Source organism: Arthrobacter sp. BPSS-3 (assembly GCF_044628475.1).
Classification (GTDB): Bacteria; Actinomycetota; Actinomycetes; order Actinomycetales; family Micrococcaceae; genus Arthrobacter.
The window spans coordinates 17,892-38,373 of the sequence record NZ_JBIMMV010000003.1; the positions used below are offsets into that span (position 1 = coordinate 17,892).

General features: G+C 69.7%; 20 protein-coding genes and 1 tRNA gene. 16 read left to right on the forward strand and 5 right to left on the reverse strand.

Annotated elements, in window-relative coordinates; all coding sequences use genetic code 11:
* Positions 1 to 26: 26 nt before the first annotated feature.
* Positions 27 to 668, reverse strand: a complete 642-nt coding sequence (locus ACFVY3_RS05900; protein WP_364137908.1) for a GntR family transcriptional regulator — start codon at positions 666 to 668, stop codon at positions 27 to 29.
* A 156-nt stretch (positions 669 to 824) separates the two neighbouring features.
* Here ACFVY3_RS05900 and ACFVY3_RS05905 point away from each other — a divergent pair, with 156 nt between their 5' ends.
* On the forward strand, positions 825 to 2,807 hold the full coding sequence (locus ACFVY3_RS05905) for an acetate--CoA ligase (RefSeq protein ID WP_400159081.1): 1,983 nt from the start codon (positions 825 to 827) through the stop codon (positions 2,805 to 2,807).
* Between the two features lie 40 nt (positions 2,808 to 2,847).
* On the opposite strand, the gene ACFVY3_RS05910 is transcribed toward ACFVY3_RS05905, so the two are convergent.
* Positions 2,848 to 3,567, reverse strand: coding sequence for a response regulator (locus ACFVY3_RS05910; protein WP_364137904.1), 720 nt, complete (start codon positions 3,565 to 3,567; stop codon positions 2,848 to 2,850).
* The gene (locus tag ACFVY3_RS05915; RefSeq protein WP_400159082.1) at positions 3,560 to 5,341 is read right to left on the reverse strand and encodes an ATP-binding protein; all 1,782 of its coding nucleotides are present in this window, start codon (positions 5,339 to 5,341) and stop codon (positions 3,560 to 3,562) included. Before ACFVY3_RS05915 ends, ACFVY3_RS05910 begins: the two co-directional genes overlap by 8 nt.
* 134 nt (positions 5,342 to 5,475) lie before the next feature.
* Between ACFVY3_RS05915 and ACFVY3_RS05920 the strand changes: the two genes are divergently transcribed.
* The 10 genes from ACFVY3_RS05920 (at position 5,476) to ACFVY3_RS05965 (ending at position 15,201) form a co-directional block, all read left to right on the forward strand.
* A complete protein-coding gene (locus ACFVY3_RS05920) occupies positions 5,476 to 6,843 on the forward strand; it encodes a cation:dicarboxylate symporter family transporter (RefSeq protein WP_290258227.1) in 1,368 nt (455 codons plus the stop codon).
* Positions 6,844 to 7,106: 263 nt separating this feature from the next.
* Entirely contained in the window at positions 7,107 to 8,006 is a 900-nt protein-coding gene (locus ACFVY3_RS05925) for an AAA family ATPase (protein WP_364137898.1), read from the forward strand.
* Between the two features lie 5 nt (positions 8,007 to 8,011).
* Entirely contained in the window at positions 8,012 to 8,860 is an 849-nt protein-coding gene (locus tag ACFVY3_RS05930; RefSeq protein ID WP_400159083.1) for a segregation and condensation protein A, read from the forward strand.
* Positions 8,857 to 9,525: an SMC-Scp complex subunit ScpB gene (locus ACFVY3_RS05935; protein ID WP_400159084.1), complete on the forward strand. Its 669-nt coding sequence runs from the start codon at positions 8,857 to 8,859 to the stop codon at positions 9,523 to 9,525. Before ACFVY3_RS05930 ends, ACFVY3_RS05935 begins: the two co-directional genes overlap by 4 nt.
* Before the next feature lie 67 nt (positions 9,526 to 9,592).
* Positions 9,593 to 10,795 (forward strand): pseudouridine synthase, encoded by a 1,203-nt coding sequence (locus tag ACFVY3_RS05940; RefSeq protein ID WP_400159085.1) that lies wholly within the window; start codon positions 9,593 to 9,595, stop codon positions 10,793 to 10,795.
* 2 nt (positions 10,796 to 10,797) lie between these two features.
* Positions 10,798 to 11,907: a prephenate dehydrogenase gene (locus tag ACFVY3_RS05945; protein ID WP_400159086.1), complete on the forward strand. Its 1,110-nt coding sequence runs from the start codon at positions 10,798 to 10,800 to the stop codon at positions 11,905 to 11,907.
* Complete coding sequence (gene cmk, locus ACFVY3_RS05950) at positions 11,907 to 12,638, forward strand: (d)CMP kinase (RefSeq protein ID WP_400159087.1); 732 nt, start codon at positions 11,907 to 11,909, stop codon at positions 12,636 to 12,638. Before ACFVY3_RS05945 ends, cmk begins: the two co-directional genes overlap by 1 nt.
* Before the next feature lie 43 nt (positions 12,639 to 12,681).
* Positions 12,682 to 13,416: a lysophospholipid acyltransferase family protein gene (locus ACFVY3_RS05955; protein ID WP_400159282.1), complete on the forward strand. Its 735-nt coding sequence runs from the start codon at positions 12,682 to 12,684 to the stop codon at positions 13,414 to 13,416.
* A complete protein-coding gene (gene der, locus ACFVY3_RS05960) occupies positions 13,413 to 14,963 on the forward strand; it encodes a ribosome biogenesis GTPase Der (RefSeq protein WP_290258219.1) in 1,551 nt (516 codons plus the stop codon). The genes ACFVY3_RS05955 and der overlap by 4 nt, the downstream gene beginning before the upstream one ends.
* A 161-nt stretch (positions 14,964 to 15,124) precedes the next feature.
* Positions 15,125 to 15,201 (forward strand) — tRNA-Pro (locus ACFVY3_RS05965).
* A 94-nt stretch (positions 15,202 to 15,295) separates the two neighbouring features.
* Here ACFVY3_RS05965 and ACFVY3_RS05970 read toward each other — a convergent pair.
* Positions 15,296 to 16,165 carry an Fpg/Nei family DNA glycosylase gene (locus ACFVY3_RS05970; protein WP_400159088.1) on the reverse strand — a complete coding sequence of 290 codons (870 nt, stop codon included), beginning with the start codon at positions 16,163 to 16,165 and terminating at the stop codon, positions 15,296 to 15,298.
* A 205-nt stretch (positions 16,166 to 16,370) separates the two neighbouring features.
* On the opposite strand from ACFVY3_RS05970, the gene gcvH reads away from it, so the two are divergent.
* From gcvH to ACFVY3_RS05995, 5 genes are all read left to right on the forward strand, one after another.
* Positions 16,371 to 16,757: a glycine cleavage system protein GcvH gene (gcvH, locus tag ACFVY3_RS05975; RefSeq protein WP_290258217.1), complete on the forward strand. Its 387-nt coding sequence runs from the start codon at positions 16,371 to 16,373 to the stop codon at positions 16,755 to 16,757.
* A 130-nt stretch (positions 16,758 to 16,887) separates the two neighbouring features.
* Positions 16,888 to 17,361: an FHA domain-containing protein gene (locus tag ACFVY3_RS05980; protein ID WP_400159089.1), complete on the forward strand. Its 474-nt coding sequence runs from the start codon at positions 16,888 to 16,890 to the stop codon at positions 17,359 to 17,361.
* Between the two features lie 23 nt (positions 17,362 to 17,384).
* The gene (locus tag ACFVY3_RS05985; protein WP_290258215.1) at positions 17,385 to 18,101 is read left to right on the forward strand and encodes a MerR family transcriptional regulator; all 717 of its coding nucleotides are present in this window, start codon (positions 17,385 to 17,387) and stop codon (positions 18,099 to 18,101) included.
* Positions 18,101 to 18,604, forward strand: coding sequence for a bifunctional nuclease family protein (locus ACFVY3_RS05990; protein ID WP_290258214.1), 504 nt, complete (start codon positions 18,101 to 18,103; stop codon positions 18,602 to 18,604). Before ACFVY3_RS05985 ends, ACFVY3_RS05990 begins: the two co-directional genes overlap by 1 nt.
* Positions 18,605 to 18,864: 260 nt before the next feature.
* Positions 18,865 to 19,461: a MerR family transcriptional regulator gene (locus tag ACFVY3_RS05995; protein ID WP_290258212.1), complete on the forward strand. Its 597-nt coding sequence runs from the start codon at positions 18,865 to 18,867 to the stop codon at positions 19,459 to 19,461.
* 83 nt (positions 19,462 to 19,544) lie between these two features.
* Here ACFVY3_RS05995 and ACFVY3_RS06000 read toward each other — a convergent pair whose 3' ends face one another.
* The gene (locus tag ACFVY3_RS06000; RefSeq protein WP_400159090.1) at positions 19,545 to 20,402 is read right to left on the reverse strand and encodes a ParA family protein; all 858 of its coding nucleotides are present in this window, start codon (positions 20,400 to 20,402) and stop codon (positions 19,545 to 19,547) included.
* Positions 20,403 to 20,482 lie beyond the last annotated feature (80 nt).

Consider the following 20,482-nt stretch of genomic DNA (forward strand, 5'->3'; position numbering starts at 1 on the left):
GGTGCTCCTTCTGAAGGGGTCCGTACCTAGTGCGGTACGTGGGTTGCTTTGACGTGGGAAAGACTGCGGTGCAGATGAAGCGTGGTCGCGGCCTCGGCCAGCCGGGGGTTGCCGGCGGCGATGGCCTCGGCGATCGCCGCGTGCTCGGCGGCCGCGGCGGTGAGGCGTGCGGCATCGTCCGCGGCCAGCCGGCGCACCCGGACCAGGTGCACGCGCAGGCTGCGCATCGCCTGGGCCAGGTAGGCGTTGGAAATGGCGGCGTCGACGGCGGCATCGAGCCGGCCGACAAGGTCGTAGTAGTCGTGCCGGGCGGGGTCCGCGCCATTGATCAGCTCCGGCGCCCGCAGCAACTCGCGCTGCAACCCGGCGAAGACAGCCTGATCGCCGCGTTCTGCGGCCAGCGCCGCGGCCTTGCCTTCAAGGGTCTCGCGAAGCTCGAAGAGTTCGTCGATGTCCTCCAGCGAGATATCGGTGACGACGACGCCGCGGCCGCCCGCCGTCGTCGTCAAACCCTCCGCGGTGAGCCGGCTCAGCGCCTCCCGCAACGGGGTCCGGGAGACGCCCAGGCGCTCGGACTGCTCCACCTCGGCGAGAACCGTGCCGGGAGCCAGCCGCCACTCGATAATGTCGTCGCGGAGTGCCGCATAGGCCCTGTCGCTGGCGCGCATGATGCTCTCCTTCCTCGCCGAATCCCCACCAGTGTATACACAGACTGCTTCGCATCCAAGCAATTCGGCAGAAAATCACGAGTAGACCCACCTCGTGTATACAAAACCCTTGTGAGCTTCCGAGCATCCGTCTAGCATGGTCTGCATCACAACGTCGTGGAACGGGAGAACGCCATGGGCAACGCCGGCAACCGGGAGACCTCGGAACGCAACTCCGACACCAACAGCTCCGAAGAACGAAACGCCTCCAGCTACGCGAGCAGCTATGCGCGCAGCATGGACCAGCCGGAGGACTTCTGGCTCGACGCGGCCCGCACGGTCGACTGGAGCGTCCCGCCCACCCGAGCCCTGGATTCGAGCCGCGCACCGCTCTACGCCTGGTTCCCCGACGGCGAACTGAACACCTGCTTCAATGCCCTGGACCGGCACGTGGCGGCCGGCCACGGCGACCGGACGGCGCTGGTCTACGACTCCGCCATGCTCGGCCTCCGGAAGAGCTTCACCTACGCCGAACTGACGGACCAGGTGGCGCGGTTCGCGGGCGTCCTCCGCGCCCGGGGCGTGGGCCGCGGCGACCGGGTTGTCATCTACATGCCGATGATCGCCGAGGCGGCCATCGCCATGCTCGCAACGGCCCGGCTGGGCGCCGTCCACTCGGTGGTTTTCGGCGGCTTCGCGCCCAAGGAGCTCGCCGCCCGCATCCGCGACGCCGACCCGGCCGCCGTCGTCACCGCCTCGGGCGGCATCGAGCCGGCCCGCCGGATCGAGTACCTGCCGGCCGTCGCGGAGGCGCTGGAGCTCGCCGGAACCCCGGACACCCCGGTGCTGGTCAAGGCCCGGGACGGCTTCGCCGACACCGTCGCGAACCACGGCGGCTGGCTGGACTGGGACACCGAGCTGGCCGCCGCCGAACCGGCGGCTCCGGTCAACGTCAAGGCCACCGACCCGCTGTACATCCTCTACACCTCCGGCACCACCGGCACCCCCAAGGGCGTGGTGCGGGACAACGGCGGCCACGCCGTCGCCCTGAGCTGGACGCTGGAGAACATCTACGACGTCGGCCCCGGCGACGTCATGTGGACCGCCTCCGACGTCGGCTGGGTGGTGGGCCACTCATACATCGTCTACGGTCCGCTGCTGGCCGGGGCCACCACCGTCATGTACGAGGGAAAGCCGGTGGGCACCCCGGACGCCGGCGCCTTCTGGCGGGTGATCCAGGACCACAAGGTCAACGTCCTCTTCACGGCCCCGACGGCGCTGCGGGCCATCCGCAAGGCCGACCCGGAGGCGGACCTGCTGAAGAACTACGACATCTCCAGCCTGCGGACCCTGTTCGCCGCGGGGGAGCGGTTGGACACGGACACCTTCCATTGGGCCGCCCGGGTTCTGGGGGTGCCGGTGGTGGACCACTGGTGGCAGACCGAGACCGGCTGGGCCATCTGCGCGAACCCGCGCGGCATGGCCGAACTGCCCATCAAGGCCGGGTCCCCGAGCGTTCCGATGCCGGGCTTCCGCCTGCAGGTCCTCGACGGCGCGGGAGAGGAAGTGGAACCGGGAACGGAGGGCAACATCGTCCTGGGCCTGCCGCTGCCGCCGGGCACCCTGGCCACCCTCTGGCGCAACGACGACCGCTACGTCTCCTCCTACCTGCAGGCGTTCGAGGGCTACTACGCCACCGGCGACTCCGGCTACCGGGACGAGGACGGCTACCTCTTCGTGATGGGCCGCACCGACGACATCATCAACGTGGCCGGCCACCGGCTCTCCACCGGGGCGATGGAGCAGGTGATCGGCCAGCATCCCGCCGTCGCCGAATGCGCCGTGATCGGCCTGGCCGACCCGCTCAAGGGGCAGCGGCCCAGTGGCTACGTGGTGCTCAAGTCCGGCGTCGACGTGCCGGGGGAGGTGCTGGCCAAGGAGCTGGTGGCCCTGGTCCGGCGCGACATCGGCGCCGTGGCCGACTTCAAGCACGTCACCGTGGTGGAGGCGCTGCCCAAGACCCGCTCGGGGAAGATCCTCCGCAAGACCATGCGGCAGATCGCCGACGGCGAGGACTACGTGGTGCCCTCCACCATCGAAGACGCGGGCGTAATCGAGCAGCTGCTGGACACCCTGCGGCCCGACGCTGCGCGGTCCTGAACAGCGCGGTCCTGACCAGCGCGGTCCTGAACTGCGGTTCCTAGGATGCCGGCCGGCTCCAGCGGTATTCGTTCTCCGGCCGGCCCGGCGCGCCGTAACGGGCCGTGCGGGCCACCGTCCCGGCGTCGGCCAGGTACTCCAGATAGCGGCGGGCGGTCACCCGCGACATGCCCAGGGCCTCCATCACCTCGCTGGCGGACACGGCCCCGGCCTGGCGCTTCATAAACTCCTGCACCGACTCCAGGGTGGAGGAGGAGAGCCCCTTGGGCAGCGGCAGCTCCGAGGGGGCGCGCAAGCTCGCGAACGCCTGGTCCACGTCGCTCTGCGAGGCCCCGGTCCCTGGTCCGCCGGCAGCGGGGGAGGCCAGCTGTTCGCGGAACTGCCGGTAGCTGCGCAGCTTGTCCGCGAACGTGGCGAAGGTGAAGGGCTTGATCAGGTACTGCACGACGCCGGTGGCCACCGCGCTGCGGACAATGTTCAGTTCACGCACGGCGGTGATGGCGATGATGTCCGCGAAGAGCCCGGCGGTGCGCATCCGGCGGGCGATGTCCAGGCCGTGCAGGTCCGGCAGGTTCATATCCAGAAGGACCAGCTCCACCGGCTGGCCCGCGGCGTTGAGCTCCGTCAGCAGGCGCAGGGCCGACTGCCCGTCCGGGGCGGATCCGGCGAGGGTGAAGCCCTCCAGCCGGCCGATGTACGCGGCGTGCGCGGCGGCCGCGATCGGCTCGTCCTCGACGACGAGCACACGGATCTCATTCATGGTGTCCCTCTGCAATACCGGCCGCCGCGTTCCCCGCGGCCTGCCCCGTCGGCAGGCTGACCAGGAACAGTGCCCCGGCCGGGCTGGTGATTGTCATGGTACCGCCCAGCCGCCGGACCGCCTGCCGGACCAGCGCCAGGCCCAGCCCGCGGCCGAAGGGCCCGGACTCCTTAGTGCTGAAGCCGTGCCGGACGACGTCGTCCACCGCCGCCGGGTCGATCCCGGGCCCGCTGTCCTCCACGGTGATCTCCAGACCTTCGGGCGCGGCGGTGACACTCAGCTCCACGAGCCGCGGCGGGGGCGCGTCCGCGGCGGCGTCGATCGCGTTGTCCAGCAGGTTGCCCAAGATGGTCACCAAGTCCTGCACGGCCAGGCCGGTCACGGCGGTGGAGCCGGCCGTGGTGAGAATCAGTTCCACGCCGCGTTCGTGTGCCTGCGCGGACTTGCCCATCACCAGGGCCGCCAGGACCGGCTCCTCGATGGAGCCCACCAGGTCATCGGTGAGCCGCTGGGACAGCTCCAGGTCCTTGGTGGCGAAGTCCAGCGCCTCGGCGTCCCGGCCCAGCTCCATCAGCGACACGATGGTGTGCAGCCGGTTGGCGTGCTCGTGCGTCTGCGCCCGCAGCGCGTCAGAGAGCGTCCGCATGGTCTCCAGCTCGCTGCCCAGGGACTCGATCTCGGTCCGGTCGCGAATGGTGGCCACCGTCCCGAAGACCGGCCGCCGCGAGGCTCCCCGCTGCCGCCGGGCCCCCCGCGGGCCTGCCAGCGGCCCCGGAGCGGGACCCACTGCGGGCCCCTGATTGACCACCAGCACGCGCTCGCCGGTGAGGTGGATTTCGTCCTGGGCCACCCGCCCGGACCGGAACAGTTCCCGCAGGCTCGGCGCCAGCGGCAGCTCCGCCAGCGTGGGGGCGTCGGCCGGCCGGGCGACGCCGCCCCGGTCCGCGCTGTGGTTTGCGCCGGGGTTTGCGCTGCGGGTGATGCCCAGGGCGGCACCGCCGTCGGCGTCCACCGCCGCGTCCGCGGGCCGCGGCGGCACGCCCAGCAGCGCCGCCGCCTGGTCGTTGTACATCACCACCCGGCCGCGCGGGTCGATCAGGATCACGCCCTCACGCACCGAGTGCAGCACGGACTCGTAGTAGGCAAACAGCTGGGCCAGCTGCTCCGGGCCCCAGCCGCGGGTCACGCGCCGCAGGTACCGGCCCAGCAGCCAGGACGCCACCGAGCCGCCGGCCAGCAGCGCCGCCGCGATCACCAGCAGGGCCGGCAGCCGGCCGGAGAACGCCACGTCCACCGTTCCCACGGTCACGCCCGCCGCCACCAGCGCCTTGACCGTGCCGTTGGCGTCCTTGACCGGGGCGATCGTGCGCACCGAGGGGCCCAGCGTGCCGGCCATGATCTCCGTGAAGACCCGGCCCTGCAACGCCGCATCGATAGACCCGATGTACGGTTTGCCCAGCTCCTCGTCCCGGGGGTGGGTCCAGCGGGTCCGGTCCGGGGCCATGATCGTGATGAAGTCAGCCTGGGCGTCCCGCATCACCTCCATGGCGTACGGCTGCAGCAGCGCCGACGGGTTCGGCGCCGCGGCGGCCTGCAGGACCAGCGGGTTGTCCGCCACCGCGGTGGCGATCCCCGCCATCCGCCGCCCGGCCTCCTGGTACGCATGGTCCCGTGCGTCCACATAGGTGGCGGTTCCGACGACGGCGGTCAGCGCCAGCATGAACAGCAGATGGGCCACGAACAGGCGCCGGGCGATGCTCCAGTGGTGGATCAAAGTGCACCCTCCATGACCAATATGAACGCAACGGTGATGCGCGTCACTCCGTACCCAATGATGGAGGAACACGCAGAAAGGACGGATGCGTCCACGGACAGCATCGACGTCCAGCCTATCCAAGGAGAAATACCATGGCCTCTCAACGAGGAGAGTCAGCGGCAACGGCCGCGGCGCCGGTCAAGCGCAAGGGGCTGGACAAGTCCCACTACCTGTACATTGCGGTCATCGTGGCCGTCGTCCTCGGCGCCGTCGTCGGCCTGATGTTCCCCGAGGTCGGAAAGTCCCTCAAGCCCCTCGGCGACGGGTTCATCAAGCTGATCAAGATGATGATCGCCCCGGTCATCTTCTGCACCATCGTCCTGGGCATCGGTTCCATCGCCAAGGCGGCCACCGTCGGCAAGGTCGGCGGCCTGGCCCTGGGCTACTTCATCGTCATGTCCACCTTCGCCCTGGCCATCGGCCTGGTCGTCGGCAACCTGATCCACCCGGGCACCGGCTTGAAGCTTGCCCCGTACGATCCGAACAAGAAGGCCGCCACGGACAGCACCGTCGACTTCCTGCTCGGCATCATCCCCGGCGACATCCCCGTCCTGCCGACCCTCCTCGCCGCCATCCTGGTCGGCTTCGCGCTGCAGAAGATGGGCACCCAGGGCGCCCCGATCCTCAAGGCCATCGGCCACGGCCAGGCCCTCGTCTTCCGCATCCTGATCATGATCATGTGGCTCGCCCCGGTGGGTGCCTTCGGCGCCATCGCCGCCGTCGTCGGCGCCACCGGCGTCCAGGCCATCATCAGCATGGCCACCCTGATGGTCGCCTTCTACATCACCTGCGCCGTGTTCATCGTCGTGATCCTCGGCGGCATCCTGCAGGTCGTCTCCGGCGTCAACATCTTCCGCCTGATGAAGTACCTGGGCCGCGAATACCTGCTGATCTTCTCCACCTCCTCCTCCGAGGCCGCCCTGCCCCGCCTGATCGCCAAGATGGAACACCTCGGCGTGTCCAAGCCGGTCGTCGGCGTCACCGTCCCCACCGGCTACTCCTTCAACCTGGACGGCACCGCGATCTACCTGACCATGGCCTCCCTCTTCGTCGCCAACGCCATGGGCACCCCGCTGGACCTGGGCGCCCAGGTCTCGCTGCTGATCTTCATGATCATCGCCTCCAAGGGCGCAGCCGGTGTCACCGGCGCCGGCCTGGCCACCCTGGCCGCCGGCCTGCAGGCCCACCGTCCGGAACTGCTCGGCGGCGTCGGCATGATCGTCGGAATCGACCGGTTCATGTCCGAGGCCCGCGCGCTGACCAACTTCACCGGCAACGCCGTCGCCACCATCCTGATCGGCACCTGGGTCAAGGAGATCGACGGCGGCCAGGTGGAGCGCGTCCTCTCCGGCGCCGTCCCGTTCGACGAGCAGACCATGATCGCCGGCCACGTGGCCGGCGAACCGGCCGGCGAAGCGGCCGCAGAGTCCGCCCGCCCGCAGGTGCCGGCCAACGCCTAACCGGCCGCCGCACCCGCAACGCATCACCGCGAAACCGCCCGGACGCCCCGCCGCGTCCGGGCGGTTTCGCGTCCCCGGCCCGGCCTCCCCGCGGCAACCCTCGACCTCTACCAGAAGGTCAAGGCGCGCAAAACGGCGGTTGTCAAGGTCCGTCGAATACCGTGTCGGGGGCTGTAACCTTGGGAGGAATAACGATCGCCGCCGACGAACCGCGGCGGGATCGGGCAGCAAATATCACCGTCATCGAAAGTGTGGATAGATACGTGAGCAGCGAACAGGGGTCAGCCACCCTGGAAGGCACCGGACTCGACCTGGACGACGCCGTCATGGGGCCCACCGGGCGTCCCCTGCGGGAGTTCCCTGAGCCCGCGCCGCTGTCCTCCCACGGCCCGGCCCGCGTCATCGCCATGGTGAACCAGAAGGGTGGCGTCGGCAAGACCACGTCCACCATCAACCTGGCCGCGGCCCTGGCCGAGTACGGCCGCCGCGTCCTGCTGGTGGACTTCGACCCGCAGGGTGCGCTGTCCGCCGGCCTCGGCACCAACCCGCACGAGCTGGACCTGACCGTCTACAACGTCCTGATGGACCGCAAGGTGGACATCCGCGACGCGATCCAGAAGACCGGCGTCGAGAACGTGGACCTGCTCCCGGCCAACATCGACCTCTCCGCCGCCGAGGTGCAGCTGGTCAACGAGGTGGCCCGCGAACAGGTCCTGGACCGGGCACTCAAAAAGGTCGAAGACGACTACGACGTCGTCCTGATCGACTGCCAGCCCTCCCTTGGCCTGCTCACGGTCAACGCCCTCACCGCCGCACACGGCGTCATCATCCCGCTGATCTGCGAGTTCTTCGCCCTCCGCGCCGTGGCGCTGCTGGTCGAGACCATCGACAAGGTCCAGGACCGGCTCAACCCCCGCCTGCAGGTCGACGGCGTCCTCGCCACCATGTACGACGCGCGGACCCTCCACGGCCGCGAGGTCATCGCCCGGCTGGTCGAGGCCTTCGGCGACAAGGTCTTCGAAACCGTCATCAAGCGCTCGATCAAGTTCGCCGACGCCACCGTCGCCGCTGAACCGATCACCAGCTACGCCGGGAACCATGCCGGCGCGGACGCCTACCGCCGCCTGGCCAAGGAACTGATCTCGCGCGGCGGCGCGCCCTAGGCACCGTGACGGCGACGCTCACCGCGCCGGAGGAGCTGTCACCGGCGGCGAAGAAGCACGGCTTCGAGGTCCGGCTGGCCAACTTCACCGGCCCCTTCGACCTGCTCCTGGGCCTGATCTCCAAACACCAGCTGGACATCACCGAGGTGGCGCTGGCCACCGTCACCGACGAGTTCATCAAGTACACCCGGAAGCTCCAGGAGCAAGGGGAGGACTGGGCCCTCGACGAGGCCAGCGAGTTCCTGGTGGTGGCCGCCACCCTGCTGGACCTCAAGGCCGCCCGGCTGCTGCCCGCCGGCGAGGTCGAGGACGCCGAGGACGTGGCGCTGCTCGAGGCCCGGGACCTGCTGTTCGCCCGGCTGCTGCAGTACAAGGCCTTCAAGCACGTCGCCGGCCTGCTCGGCGCCACCCTGGAACAGGAGGCGCAGCGCTACCCCCGCCAGGTGGCCCTCGAGGAACACTTCGCCGCGCTGCTGCCGGACCTGGTTTGGAAACACACCCCGGCCCAGTTCGCCGCCCTCGCCGGCGCCGCACTGACCCCCAAGGCCGCCGCCCCCACCGAGGTGGGCCTGGCGCACCTGCACGGCAGCCCGGTCAGCGTCCGGGAACAGGCCGAGATCCTCGGGCTGCGCCTGCGGCAGGGCCGGCCGCTGACCTTCCGGGCCCTGACCGCCGACGCCGAATCCACCCTGGTGGTGGTGGCCCGCTTCCTGGCCCTGTTGGAGATGTTCCGCGACAAGGCGGTGTCCTTCGACCAGCTGCAGCCCCTCGGCGAACTCTCCGTGCACTGGACGGCCGCCGACCCCGAATGGAACAGCGCGGCCCTGAGCGAGGAATACGAGGACCAGCCATGACCACCGGACCAGAGACGCGCCCCGGACCGGCGGGCACCCCCGCCGTGCAGGCGGACCCGGGAACCCCCGACGTCGCGGATCTTCCCGGCGGCGTCCGCGCCGCGCTGGAGGCCGTGCTGATGGTGATCGACGAACCGGCGACGGCGGCGCAGCTCGCCGCGGGCCTCGGCCAGCCCGTCGACGTCGTCGAGGACCTGCTCGAGGACCTGCGGCGGGAGTATAACGGCTATACTGGAAGTTCCCCGGATGTGGCCACAGCCCCCCGGGGTTTCGAATTGCGGAACATCGCCGGTGGCTGGCGGATCTATTCCCGGACCGAATTCGCCGACGTGGTTGGCGGATTCGTCCTCGAAGGCCAGACGGCCAGGCTGACGCAGGCGGCGCTCGAAACGCTCGCCGTGATCGCCTACCGGCAGCCCGTATCCCGGGCCAGGGTCTCGGCAATTCGAGGCGTCAATGTCGACTCCGTGGTGCGGACGCTCGTGCAGCGCGGACTGATCGAGGACTCGGGACATGATCCCGAATCCGGGGCAGTCCTCTACCGCACCACCTCGTATTTCCTGGAACGGATGGGGATCGGGTCGGTGGCGGAACTGCCCCAGCTCTCCCCGCACCTTCCGGGACTCGAGGGCATCGCGGAGTACTACGACGCCGGACGCATGTAACAGCACCACACACCAGCGGGCAGCCACGCAGCCTGCGCACAGATTTCACCACAACGAAGGACGGGTCATGACACAGGCGGGACGCCAGGGTTCACCACGTAACGGTTCGGGACGGACCGGAGCCGGCAACAAGGCCGGACACAACACACCGCGCAGCCAGGGGGCCGGCGGCGCCGGCCGCGGCCAGCGCGACGCCGGCAAGGGCGGCTTCTCCGGCGGAGCTGACCGCGGCTTCAAGCGGCCCAAGCCGCGCGAGGAAGCCTTCATTGACCCGGACCTGAACCCGGGTCCGGCGGAGCCGGCACAGCGCGGCGGCAAGCCCGCGGCGAAGAAGCCCGGAGCCCGCAAGCCCGGCGCCGGCAAGGCGCCCGGCACCCCCGGCGCCCTGAAGCCCAAGGCCCGCATCGGGGCCGGCGCCGCCAAGGCCGCCGGCTCGAAGGCTTTCGGCAGCGAACGCTTCGGCCAGAACCTGGGTCCGGTCCGCAAGCCCGCCCGCAAGCGCGGCCCGCGCGGCGCCGTGCCGCAGTCCGAGCTGCACGATGCCGACGGTGTCCGCCTGCAGAAGGTCATGGCCTCCGCCGGTGTGGCCTCCCGTCGCGTCTGCGAGGAGATGATCGCCGAGGGCCGGGTCGAGGTGGACGGCCGCGTCGTCACCGAACTCGGCATGCGGGTGGACCCCGCCACCTCCGTGATCCACGTCGACGGCCTGCGCATCCAGCTGGACGAAAACATGGTCTACATGGTCTTCAACAAGCCCAAGGGCGTTGTCTCCACCATGGAAGACCCGGACGGCCGGCCCTGCATCAGCGACTTCGTCCGCAACCACCACGGCGAGCGGCTCTTCCACGTGGGCCGGCTGGACGTCGCCACCGAGGGCCTGCTGCTGCTGACCAACGACGGCGAACTGGCCAACCGGCTGACGCACCCCTCCTACGAGGTGCCCAAGACCTATCTGGTCCAGGTCCGCGGCCCGTTCCCGCAGGGCGTCGGCGCGCAGCTGAAGGCCGGCGTCGAGCTGGAAGACGGCATGGCCTCGGTGGACTCATTCCGGCTGGTCGACTCCACCCCGGGCCACGTGCTGATCGAGGTGGTCCTGCACTCGGGGAAGAACCGGATCGTTCGCCGCCTCTTCGACGCCGTCGGTTTCCCCGTGCTGCGCCTGGTCCGCGTCAAGGTCGGCCCCATCGGCCTGGGCGACCAGCGCCAGGGCAGCATCCGCAACCTCGGCAAGCAGGAAGTCGGCCACCTGCTGGCATCCGTGGGGCTGTAGGCATGTCCGCTTTCCGCACCCACGGCCGCGGGCACCTCAACGGCCCCGTGGTCGTCGTGGGCACCGGGCTGCTGGGCACCAGCATCGGGCTGGGCCTGCGCGGCCGCGGCGTCCCGGTGTACCTGACCGACCCCTCGCCGACCAACCAGGCCGTCGCCGTCGACATCGGCGCCGGCCTGCCGCTGGAGCGGCTCGAGGGGGAGGCCCCGGAGCTCGTCGTCGTGGCGGCCCCGCCGGACGTGACGGCCGACGTCGTCGCCCGCGCCCTGGCGGACTACCCCGACGCCACCGTGGTGGACATCGCCAGCGTCAAGGCGGGCATCCAGGCAGAGCTCCGCGACCGCGGGGCCGACCTGGGCCGCTACGTCGGCACCCACCCGATGGCCGGCCGGGAGAAGTCCGGGCCGGTCGCCGCGCGCGGGGAACTCTTCACCTCCATGCCGTGGGTGCTGTGCCCGACGCCGGAGACCCGGACCGAGGCCCTCACGACGGCGCGTGCGCTGGCGGGCGACCTCGGCGCCGTCGTCGCCGAATTCGATGCCCAGGAGCACGACGACGCGGTGGCGCTGGTCTCGCACCTGCCCCAGGTGATGTCCTCGCTGCTGGCCAGCCGGCTGCAGGGCACGCCCCTGCATGCGCTGTCCCTGGCCGGGAACGGGCTCCGGGACACCACCCGGATCGCCGCGAGCGACCCGACGCTGTGGGTGCAGATCCTTGGCGCCAACGCCGGGCCCATGGTGGGGCTGCTGCACGGTGTCCGGGAGGACCTGAACCGCCTGATCGGCACCCTGGAGAACCCCACCGCGCCCGGCGCACGGCTGGACCTGGCGCAGCTGATCAGCGAGGGCAACGCCGGCCAGGCCCGCATCCCGGGCAAGCACGGCGGGCCGCCGGAGGCCTACTCCTGGCTCACCGTCCTGGTGGACGACACGCCCGGGCAGATCGCCCGGCTGCTCACCGAGATCGGCGAGATCGGTGTCAACCTCGAAGACCTGCGCCTGGACCACTCGTCCGGCCAGAACGTGGGCATGGTGGAGATCTCCGTCCTGCCCAATAAACACGAAATGCTCATCGAAGCCCTCAACGACCGCGGATGGCGGGTACTCCAGTAATGACCCAGGAAACAGCAGCAGTAGCGACGGACGTGGTCCGTCCCGGCAAGAGCCTCGTTGTCGCCATTGACGGGCCCTCCGGGTCGGGCAAGTCCAGTGTCAGCAAGGAGGTGGCCCGCCGGCTCCGGCTGGCCTACCTGGATACCGGCGCAATGTACCGGGCCTTGACCTGGTACTGCCTCGACGCCGGGACCGACCTGGCCGACGGGCAGGCCGTCGAGGACGCCGCCGAGGTCCTGGACCTGGACATCAGCACCAGCGCGGGGGAGGAGTACGTGCGCGTGGGCGGCGTGGACATCACCGACGCCATCCGTGAACCCTCCATCTCCGCCGCGGTCAGCGCCGTTGCCACCAACCTGGGCGCCCGCACCGAACTGATCCGCCGCCAGCGGGCAATGATCGACAAGCACCACCGCCGCATGGTGGTGGAGGGCCGGGACATCACCACCGTCGTCGCGCCCAACGCCGAGGTACGGATGCTGCTGACCGCCAGCGAGGAGGCCCGGCTGCGCCGCCGCGGCCTGCAGCTGGGCGGCACCCAGAACGCCGAGCAGCTCGCCGCCCAGGTGACGGCGCGGGACGCCAAGGACTCCACCGTGGTGAACTTCACCCGGGCCGCCGACGGCGTGGTCACCCTGGACTCCTCTGACCTGGACTTTGAGCAGACCGTCGACGCGGCCCTTGGGATCGTGCACCGGGTCGTCGAGCACGCGCCCTTCACCCGTGACTGAGCGCGTGGCCGCGGGACCCGGACGCCTGTTCCTCACCGGGACCATGGCCTGGAGCCGCCCTGTGGGCTGGGCACTGGACCACCTGGTGTACCGGACCACCGTCACGGGACGGGCCAACGTCCCGCAGGCGGGCCCGGTGATCTTCGCCGGGAACCACATCAGCTACCTCGACGGGCCGGTGATGTTCGGCGCCGCCCCGCGGCCCATGCACATTTTGGTCAAGCAGGAGATGTTCGGCGGCGTCCTGGGCCGGGTGCTCACCGCTGCGGGCCAGCTGCCCGTGGACCGGTCCGGGGACCGGGCGGCGCTGCACCGCGCCAAGGCCATCCTGGACGCCGGATCCTGCGTGGGCATCCTCCCCGAAGGCACCCGGGGGAGCGGCCAGGCGGCAGCGATCAACAACGGGGTGGCCTGGCTGGCGCTGAACTCGGCGGCCACCGTCATCCCGGTCGCCATCCTCGGAACCCGCACCGGCGACGAACACCTCAACACCGTGCCACGCCCGGGCCGCCGGCTGCACGTCAGCTTCGGCCCGGCGTTGACCGCGGACCGCAGGCCGGGGGAGACCGGGCGTGCTTCAATGGACAGGGTGGGAACCGGGATCCGTGCTGCGCTGGCGCTGCACGTCCAGGACACCATCCAGGCCAGCGGACACCGCCTGCCCGACGCGGAAACAGCAAGCGACGGATCAGCAGCACCGCAATCAGAACCACCGCATGAACGCCAGACAGCAGTAGCCGGAGAGCCGGCAGATCACCACCTAAGGAAAGTGCAATGAGCGATACGACTCAAACCTCCGGCAACTTCGGCGCCGGCGAAGACGAATACACGCCCACCGGCACGGACCAGGTGGCGGAGAACCTCGCCGCCCTGGACGACGACGAGGCCGACCTCCGCGCCGCGTCGCTGCGCGCCGGCCTGGAAGACTACGAGCTTGACGAGGACGACGCCGCGCTGCTCAGCGGCGACTTCGAGGACGAGGACTTCGACGGCCCGCTGAAGCTGGACCCGGTCCTGGCCATCATCGGCCGCCCGAACGTGGGCAAGTCCACGCTGGTCAACCGCATCCTGGGCCGCCGCGAGGCCGTGGTCGAGGACACCCCCGGCGTCACCCGCGACCGCGTCATGTACTCGGCGCACTGGAACGGCCGCAACTTCACCCTGGTGGACACCGGCGGCTGGGAGCACGACGCCCGCGGCATCCACGCCCGCGTCGCCGAGCAGGCCGAGATGGCCGTGGAACTGGCCGACGCCGTGCTCTTCGTGGTGGACTCCGCCGTCGGCGCCACCGCCACCGACGAGGGCGTCATGAAGATGCTCCGCAAATCCAAGAAGCCGGTCATCATGGTGGCCAACAAGGTGGACGACTTCGCCCAGGAAGCCGATTCGGCCGCGCTCTGGGGCCTCGGCTTCGGCGAGCCCTACCCGGTATCCGCCCTGCACGGCCGTGGCGTGGCAGACCTGCTGGACCACGTGATGGATGTCCTGCCCGAGTTCTCCACCATCGAGGGCCTGGAACGCAGCGGCGGCCCCCGCCGCATCGCGCTGATCGGCCGCCCGAACGTGGGCAAGTCCTCGCTGCTGAACAAGCTGGCCGGCTCCGAGCGCGTCGTCGTGGACAACACCGCCGGCACCACCCGCGACCCGGTGGATGAATTCATCGAACTCGGCGGCCGCACCTGGCGCTTCGTGGACACCGCCGGCATCCGACGCCGCCAGCACATGGCCCAGGGCGCCGACTTCTACGCCTCCCTCCGCACCCAGAGTGCCCTCGAAAAGGCCGAGGTCGCCGTCGTGCTCCTCGCCGTGGACGAGGTGCTCAGCGAACAGGACGTCCGCATCCTGCAGCTGGCCATCGAATCCGGCCGGGCACTGGTGCTGGCGTTCAACAAGTGGGACCTGCTGGACGACGAACGCCGGATCTACCTTGAGCGCGAGATCGACCGCGACCTGGCCCACGTGGCCTGGGCCCCGCGGGTGAACATCTCCGCCAAGACCGGCTGGCACAAGGACCGCCTGGTTCCCGCCCTGGACACGGCGCTTGAAAGCTGGGACAAGCGCATCCCCACCGGCCGGCTCAACGCCTTCCTCGGCGAACTCGTGGCAGCGCACCCGCACCCGGTCCGCGGCGGCAAGCAGCCCCGCATCCTCTTCGGCACCCAGGCGTCCAGCCGTCCGCCGAAGTTCGTCCTCTTCACCACCGGGTTCCTGGACCCGGGCTACCGCCGCTTCATCACCCGCCGCCTGCGTGAGACCTTCGGCTTCGAGGGCACCCCGATCGAGGTCAACATGCGGGTCCGGGAAAAGCGCAGCAAGAAGCGTTAATTCGGACATACCGGATGGAAAAGTGCCCGTGGCGGCGGCGAAATGTCACGGGCACCCTCCGGGATCGTGTAAGCTTTTCAAGGTGGTTCGGCCGGACTGCTCAGTGAATACGGCAGGGAGAAATCCCTCCGGAGCCACGGAGCGGAGAACGACGGAACCAGCGGGCTGTAGCGCAGCTTGGTAGCGCACTTGACTGGGGGTCAAGGGGTCGCAGGTTCAAATCCTGTCAGCCCGACCAACAGAAAAAACCCCGTCCTTGCCGGAAACGGCAGGGGCGGGGTTTTCTGATTTCCCGGGTAACCCGCCGCGGCGCGGGCTGCTCCGGGGACCGGTTACTTCAAGAAGCGCGAGGTGCGCCGGTCCGCCAGGATCTTCCCCTTCGTCTGGCAGGTCGGGCAGTACTGCAGGGCCGTGTCCGCGAAGGAGACCTCCCGGACGGTGTCCCCGCAGACCGGGCAGGCCTCGCCGGCCCGGCCGTGAACCCGCAGGTGGGTCCGCTTCGTGTCCTTGAGTTCGGCGGGCGGCTTTCCGGCTGCCCCCGCCACGGCCGCGCCGAGCACCTCATGGATCGCCCGGTAGAGGCGTTCGACGGCGTCGCGGTCCAGGGACGCGGCGATCGCGAACGGGGAGATCCGTGCCGCGTGCAGGATCTCGTCGCTGTAGGCGTTGCCGATCCCGGCCATGATGCTTTGGCTGCGCAGCACTCCCTTGACCTGCTGGGAGTGGGCGGCCAGGATCGCCGCGAGCGATTCGACGTCGAAATCCTTGCCCAGCGGGTCCGGCCCCAGCGCTGCGATCCCCGGAACCTCGGCCGGGTCCCGGACCAGGTACACGGCCAGGCTCTTGCGGGTCCCCGCCTCGGTCAGGTCCACGTCCACGGGACCGGCGCCGCCGGTCAGGGACAGCCGGACCGCGATGTGCCCGCCGCCGCGCTTGAGTACGGCCCCGGTGGGTGCCTCCGTCACCCGGACCCAGCCGGCGCGGGCGAGATGGAAAACCAGGAACAGCCCGTCCGCCTCCACCGCCACGAACTTCCCGTACCGCCGGACGCCCGTCACCGTGCGGCCCTCGAGCGCGCTGATCGGGGGATCTGCGGTCTTCAGCACGGCGAAGGAGACCACCTGGATGCCGGCGACCTCGCAGCCGGCCAGACGGGCGGCGAGGAAGTCCGCCAGCGCCGCGACTTCGGGCAGTTCAGGCATGGGCTAACACGTTCCATTCCGGTGCAGGGGCGGCCATGGCCCCATCATGCCAGAGACCTCCCGGGCCGGTGCCGATATGCCTATACTTTCAGCGGCGGCCCGTTCCTCCGGCCGCCGCATCTCCAGCGCTGGACCCAGTGCTTGACCCCAGTGGATTCACCCGAAGTGCTTGACCTGTAGTGCTTGACCCGACGAAAGGCCCGTCATGAGCATCATTCCCGAAGACCTCTCCTACACCGCCGAACACGAGTGGGTCACCGCCCCCAACGCCGACGGCGTCGTCCGGGTGGGCATCACGGATTTTGCCCAGGACGCTCTCGGTGACGTGGTCTACGCCCAGATGCCGGAGGTGGGCACCAAGCTCACCGCCAACGACGTCGTCGGCGAGGTCGAATCGACCAAGAGCGTCAGCGACATCTACGCCCCGGTCAGCGGCGAAGTGGTGGCCCGCAACGAGGCGCTGGACACCGATTCGGCCCTGATTAACTCCGATCCTTACGGCGAGGGCTGGCTGCTGGAAATCAAGCTGGCCGAGGCCGACGCGGTCGAGTCGCTGCTCAGTGCATCGGAGTACGAACAGCAGGTAGGCTAAAGGCAAGGCCGCCCGGCCCTGCCGCTGGAGACAGCTGCCGGACGGCGGACCGACTACCGGATCTGCCAGGCTTTTCCGGACGGCATGCGTTGTTTGCAGGCGGGAACCTGCAACGAATCAGGAGGATTCAATGGTTGGGCACGGACAGAACGACACCGGTGAATACGGCACGGGTGGAGTGAAAGCCTCGGAGACCACCTCGATCCACCTCACCCCGATCCGCGAAGAGCCGACGATCGCCCCGAAGGTTTCGACCGAGGAGCGCACCGCGATCGAATCGCTGCCTGCAGGTTCGGCGCTGCTGATCGCGCACAGCGGTCCCAACAGCGGTGCCCGCTTCCTGCTGGACTCGGACGTCACCACCGCCGGCCGGCACCCCGACGCCGACATCTTCCTCGATGACGTCACGGTGTCCCGCCGCCACGTCGAGTTCCGCCGCACCCCCCGCAGCTTCGAAGTGGTGGACACCGGCAGCCTGAACGGCACCTACGTCAACAACGACCGCGTCGACGCCGTGGAACTCAAGTCCGGCAACGAGGTGCAGATCGGCAAGTTCCGCCTGACCTTCTACCTGAGCCCTGTCCGCACCGCAGGCAACGTCTGATATCGGAGTACTTTCCGGTGGCCATGGCACAAGCCGAACGGCGCGGACCCCAGGTTTTGAACATCGGGGAGGTCCTGGGGCAACTCAGTGACGACTTCCCGTCCATGACCGCGTCGAAAATCAGGTTCCTTGAGGAAAAGGGACTCATCAACCCGCAGCGGACCCCCGCGGGGTACCGGCAGTACTCGGAGAACGACGTCGAGCGGCTCCGTTTCGTGCTGGCGCTCCAGCGCGACCAGTATCTGCCGTTGAAGGTGATCAAGGATTACCTCGACGCGATCGATCGCGGCGAACGCCCGGACAACCTTCCGCCCGGCGTCACCGTCTCGCCGCGGATCGTCTCCGACGAGCTCGCCTCCGAGCTGAACAACCGGGTGCGCCGGCTCAGCGAGGAACAGCTGCGGACCGAATCCGGGGCGAGCGTCCCGCTGTTGGAGTCCCTGCTGAGCTACGGGCTGATCGGCCACGTCAACGGCCAGTTCGACGAGCACGCCCTGCAGGTGGCCAAGGCCTGCGTCCAGCTGGAAAGCCACGGCCTTGAGCCCCGCCACCTGCGCCCCTTCCAGGCCGCCGCGGACCGGGAGTTCGGCCTGGTGGAACGCGCCGTCGCCACCCTCACGTCCCGCAAGGACGCCGCCTCGCACGCTCGCGCCGCCGAGGCGGCCCGGGAAATCAGCGACCTCTGCCTCTCGCTGCACCGGGCTCTGGTCCAGGACCGCATCTCGAGGATGGACATCTGATGATTGAGGTCGAGATCGTAGGCGTTCGGATCGAACTGCCCTCCAACCAGCCGCTCGTGCTGCTCAAGGAGATGCACGGCGAACGGCACGTGCCGATCTGGATCGGCACCCCCGAGGCCAGCGCCATCGCCCTGGCCCAGCAGGGCGTCGTCCCGCCGCGGCCGATGACCCACGACCTGCTGATCGACGTCGTCGAGGCGCTCGGCCACACGATCGTCAGCGTCAACATCGTCGCCGTGGAGGATAACGTCTTCTACGGCCAGCTGCAGTTCGAGGACGGCACCACGGTCAGCTCCCGCGCCTCCGACGCCCTCGCCCTGGCGCTGCGCGCCAAGTGCCGGATCTGGTGCGCCGACGCCGTCATGGATGAGGCCGGCGTGCGGATCACCGAGCATGATGAGGGTGAGGACACGGAGCCGGGTCCCGCCGTCGACGAAGAGGGGGAGATGCGCCGCTTCCGGGAATTCCTGGACGACGTCGAACCCGAGGATTTCGCGGGCTGACCCCGCCGAAGTCTCAAGTTGAGGTCGAAACTTTCGACACGCCCCGGCTATAGCCCCAACGTCTTTGACCTGAGGGGCCGGTCAGCCTAACGTCAGAGATACAAGTTCCCATTGCAGACAACAGGTGCGCACGTCACACTGGACTGAGCAGCCGGACCCGAACGGCGCGGATCACTCCCGCGCCGGGACGGCCCGACGGCGGCAGGAAAGCGCGCTAAGGCTGCAATTCCCCGCGGGAGCTCAGAATGAGGAGGATCCACGTGAGTCCGAAAGGCGACGCAGGCGAGCTCAAGCAGGCCTCGACGGCAGGTGTTGCCGTCCCCGCTACCGGCGCGCAGGGCCTGCTCTTCACCGAGGACCTCCCCGTCCTGGACGAAGATGCCGGCTACCGCGGACCGACCGCCTGCAAGGCCGCCGGTATAACCTACCGCCAGCTGGACTACTGGGCCCGCACCGGACTGGTGGAACCCGCCGTCCGCGGCGCCGCCGGTTCCGGCTCGCAGCGGCTCTACGGCTTCCGCGACATCCTGGTCCTCAAGGTCGTCAAGCGTCTCCTGGACACCGGAGTGTCCCTGCAGCAGATCCGCACCGCCGTCGAACACCTGCGTGAACGCGGTGTGGAGGACCTGGCCCAGATCACCCTGATGAGCGACGGCGCCAGCGTCTACGAATGCACCTCCGCCGACGAGGTCATCGACCTGGTCCAGGGCGGCCAAGGCGTCTTCGGCATCGCCGTCGGCCGGGTCTGGCGCGAGGTGGAGGGCAGCCTCGCGGCCCTTCCCAGCGAGCACGCCGCCGACCAATCCTTTCCCGACGACGAACTGAGCAAGCGCCGGGCTGCCCGCAAGACCGGCTGATTCCTTCCCTTCAGACACAGAAGCGCGGGGCCATCGGGTGGCCCCGCGCTTCTGTCGTTTAATCGGCCCCGGCGGGCTAAACGTCAGCGGCTGCTGCGGGACCGCGCCCGGCCCGCGCCGACGAGTTCGCCGCGGTGGCCCAGCAGGTTCGCCAGCAGTTCGTCGAAGAGGCCGGCGGCGTTCTTGGCCGAGTCGCCCGGCCAGGAGTGCACGGCGTGGGCGGCACCCTGGATCTGCTGCCAGTTGGCCTGTTCCGGGATGTGCGGGGTGAGCAGCAGTTCGCCGAACATCGAGTCCATCTCGGAGAGGCGGAAGGCGTGCTCCGCCGAGCCCGAGCGGACCCGGTTGGCGACGATGCCGGCCGGCATCAGCCCGGGGGCAAACTCCTGGCGGAACAGCTGGATGGCGCGCATGGTGCGCTCGGTGCCGGCCACGGAGAAGAGGCCGGGTTCGGCCACCAGGGCCACCTTGTCGCTGGCGGACCAGGCCATCCGGGTGAGGCCGTTGAGGGACGGCGGGCAGTCGATCAGGACCAGCTCGTACCGGGTGGCGCCGGCCAGGACCGTGGAGAGGCGGCGCAGGTCGCGGCGGCCCAGGTCCGGGCGGTCGTAGATGCCGGTGTAGGCGGAGCCGACGGCGACGTCCAGGACGGATTCTTCGCTGTTGCCGGCGCGGGTTCCGGCGGTGGCGTTGCCGCGCTCCAGCCAGCCGCTCGGGACCACGTTCTCGGCCAGGCGTGCGCGGCGCGGGGACTTCAGCATGCGGCCGATGTCCAGCTGCTCGCCGGCCCGGACGCCCAGGGCGGTGCTGGCGTCGGCGTGCGGGTCGAGGTCGACCACCAGGGTGGGGATGCCGGCGGCGAGGGCGGCCGAGGCCAGTCCGGTGGTGACCGATGTCTTGCCGACTCCGCCTTTGAGGCTGCTGATGCTGACTACGTGCACTTGAAAACCAATACCTAACGCCGGTTGCCGAGACTGGGTCATGCCGGCCCGTGCGTTCCTCCGGGCCGGGGCGGACATGC

Bases quoted from the DNA above. Each gene is read 5' to 3' on its own strand.
- ACFVY3_RS05900 (WP_364137908.1), bottom strand. From the start codon at position 668: ATGCGCGCCAGCGACAGGGCCTATGCGGCACTCCGCGACGACATTATC.
- ACFVY3_RS05910 (WP_364137904.1), bottom strand. From the start codon at position 3,567: ATGAATGAGATCCGTGTGCTCGTCGTCGAGGACGAGCCGATCGCGGCC.
- ACFVY3_RS05920 (WP_290258227.1), top strand. From the start codon at position 5,476: ATGGCCTCTCAACGAGGAGAGTCAGCGGCAACGGCCGCGGCGCCGGTC.
- ACFVY3_RS05935 (WP_400159084.1), top strand. From the start codon at position 8,857: ATGACCACCGGACCAGAGACGCGCCCCGGACCGGCGGGCACCCCCGCC.
- ACFVY3_RS05940 (WP_400159085.1), top strand. From the start codon at position 9,593: ATGACACAGGCGGGACGCCAGGGTTCACCACGTAACGGTTCGGGACGG.
- ACFVY3_RS05945 (WP_400159086.1), top strand. From the start codon at position 10,798: ATGTCCGCTTTCCGCACCCACGGCCGCGGGCACCTCAACGGCCCCGTG.
- cmk (WP_400159087.1), top strand. From the start codon at position 11,907: ATGACCCAGGAAACAGCAGCAGTAGCGACGGACGTGGTCCGTCCCGGC.
- ACFVY3_RS05955 (WP_400159282.1), top strand. From the start codon at position 12,682: ATGGCCTGGAGCCGCCCTGTGGGCTGGGCACTGGACCACCTGGTGTAC.
- der (WP_290258219.1), top strand. From the start codon at position 13,413: ATGAGCGATACGACTCAAACCTCCGGCAACTTCGGCGCCGGCGAAGAC.
- ACFVY3_RS05970 (WP_400159088.1), bottom strand. From the start codon at position 16,165: ATGCCTGAACTGCCCGAAGTCGCGGCGCTGGCGGACTTCCTCGCCGCC.
- gcvH (WP_290258217.1), top strand. From the start codon at position 16,371: ATGAGCATCATTCCCGAAGACCTCTCCTACACCGCCGAACACGAGTGG.
- ACFVY3_RS05980 (WP_400159089.1), top strand. From the start codon at position 16,888: ATGGTTGGGCACGGACAGAACGACACCGGTGAATACGGCACGGGTGGA.
- ACFVY3_RS05985 (WP_290258215.1), top strand. From the start codon at position 17,385: ATGGCACAAGCCGAACGGCGCGGACCCCAGGTTTTGAACATCGGGGAG.
- ACFVY3_RS05990 (WP_290258214.1), top strand. From the start codon at position 18,101: ATGATTGAGGTCGAGATCGTAGGCGTTCGGATCGAACTGCCCTCCAAC.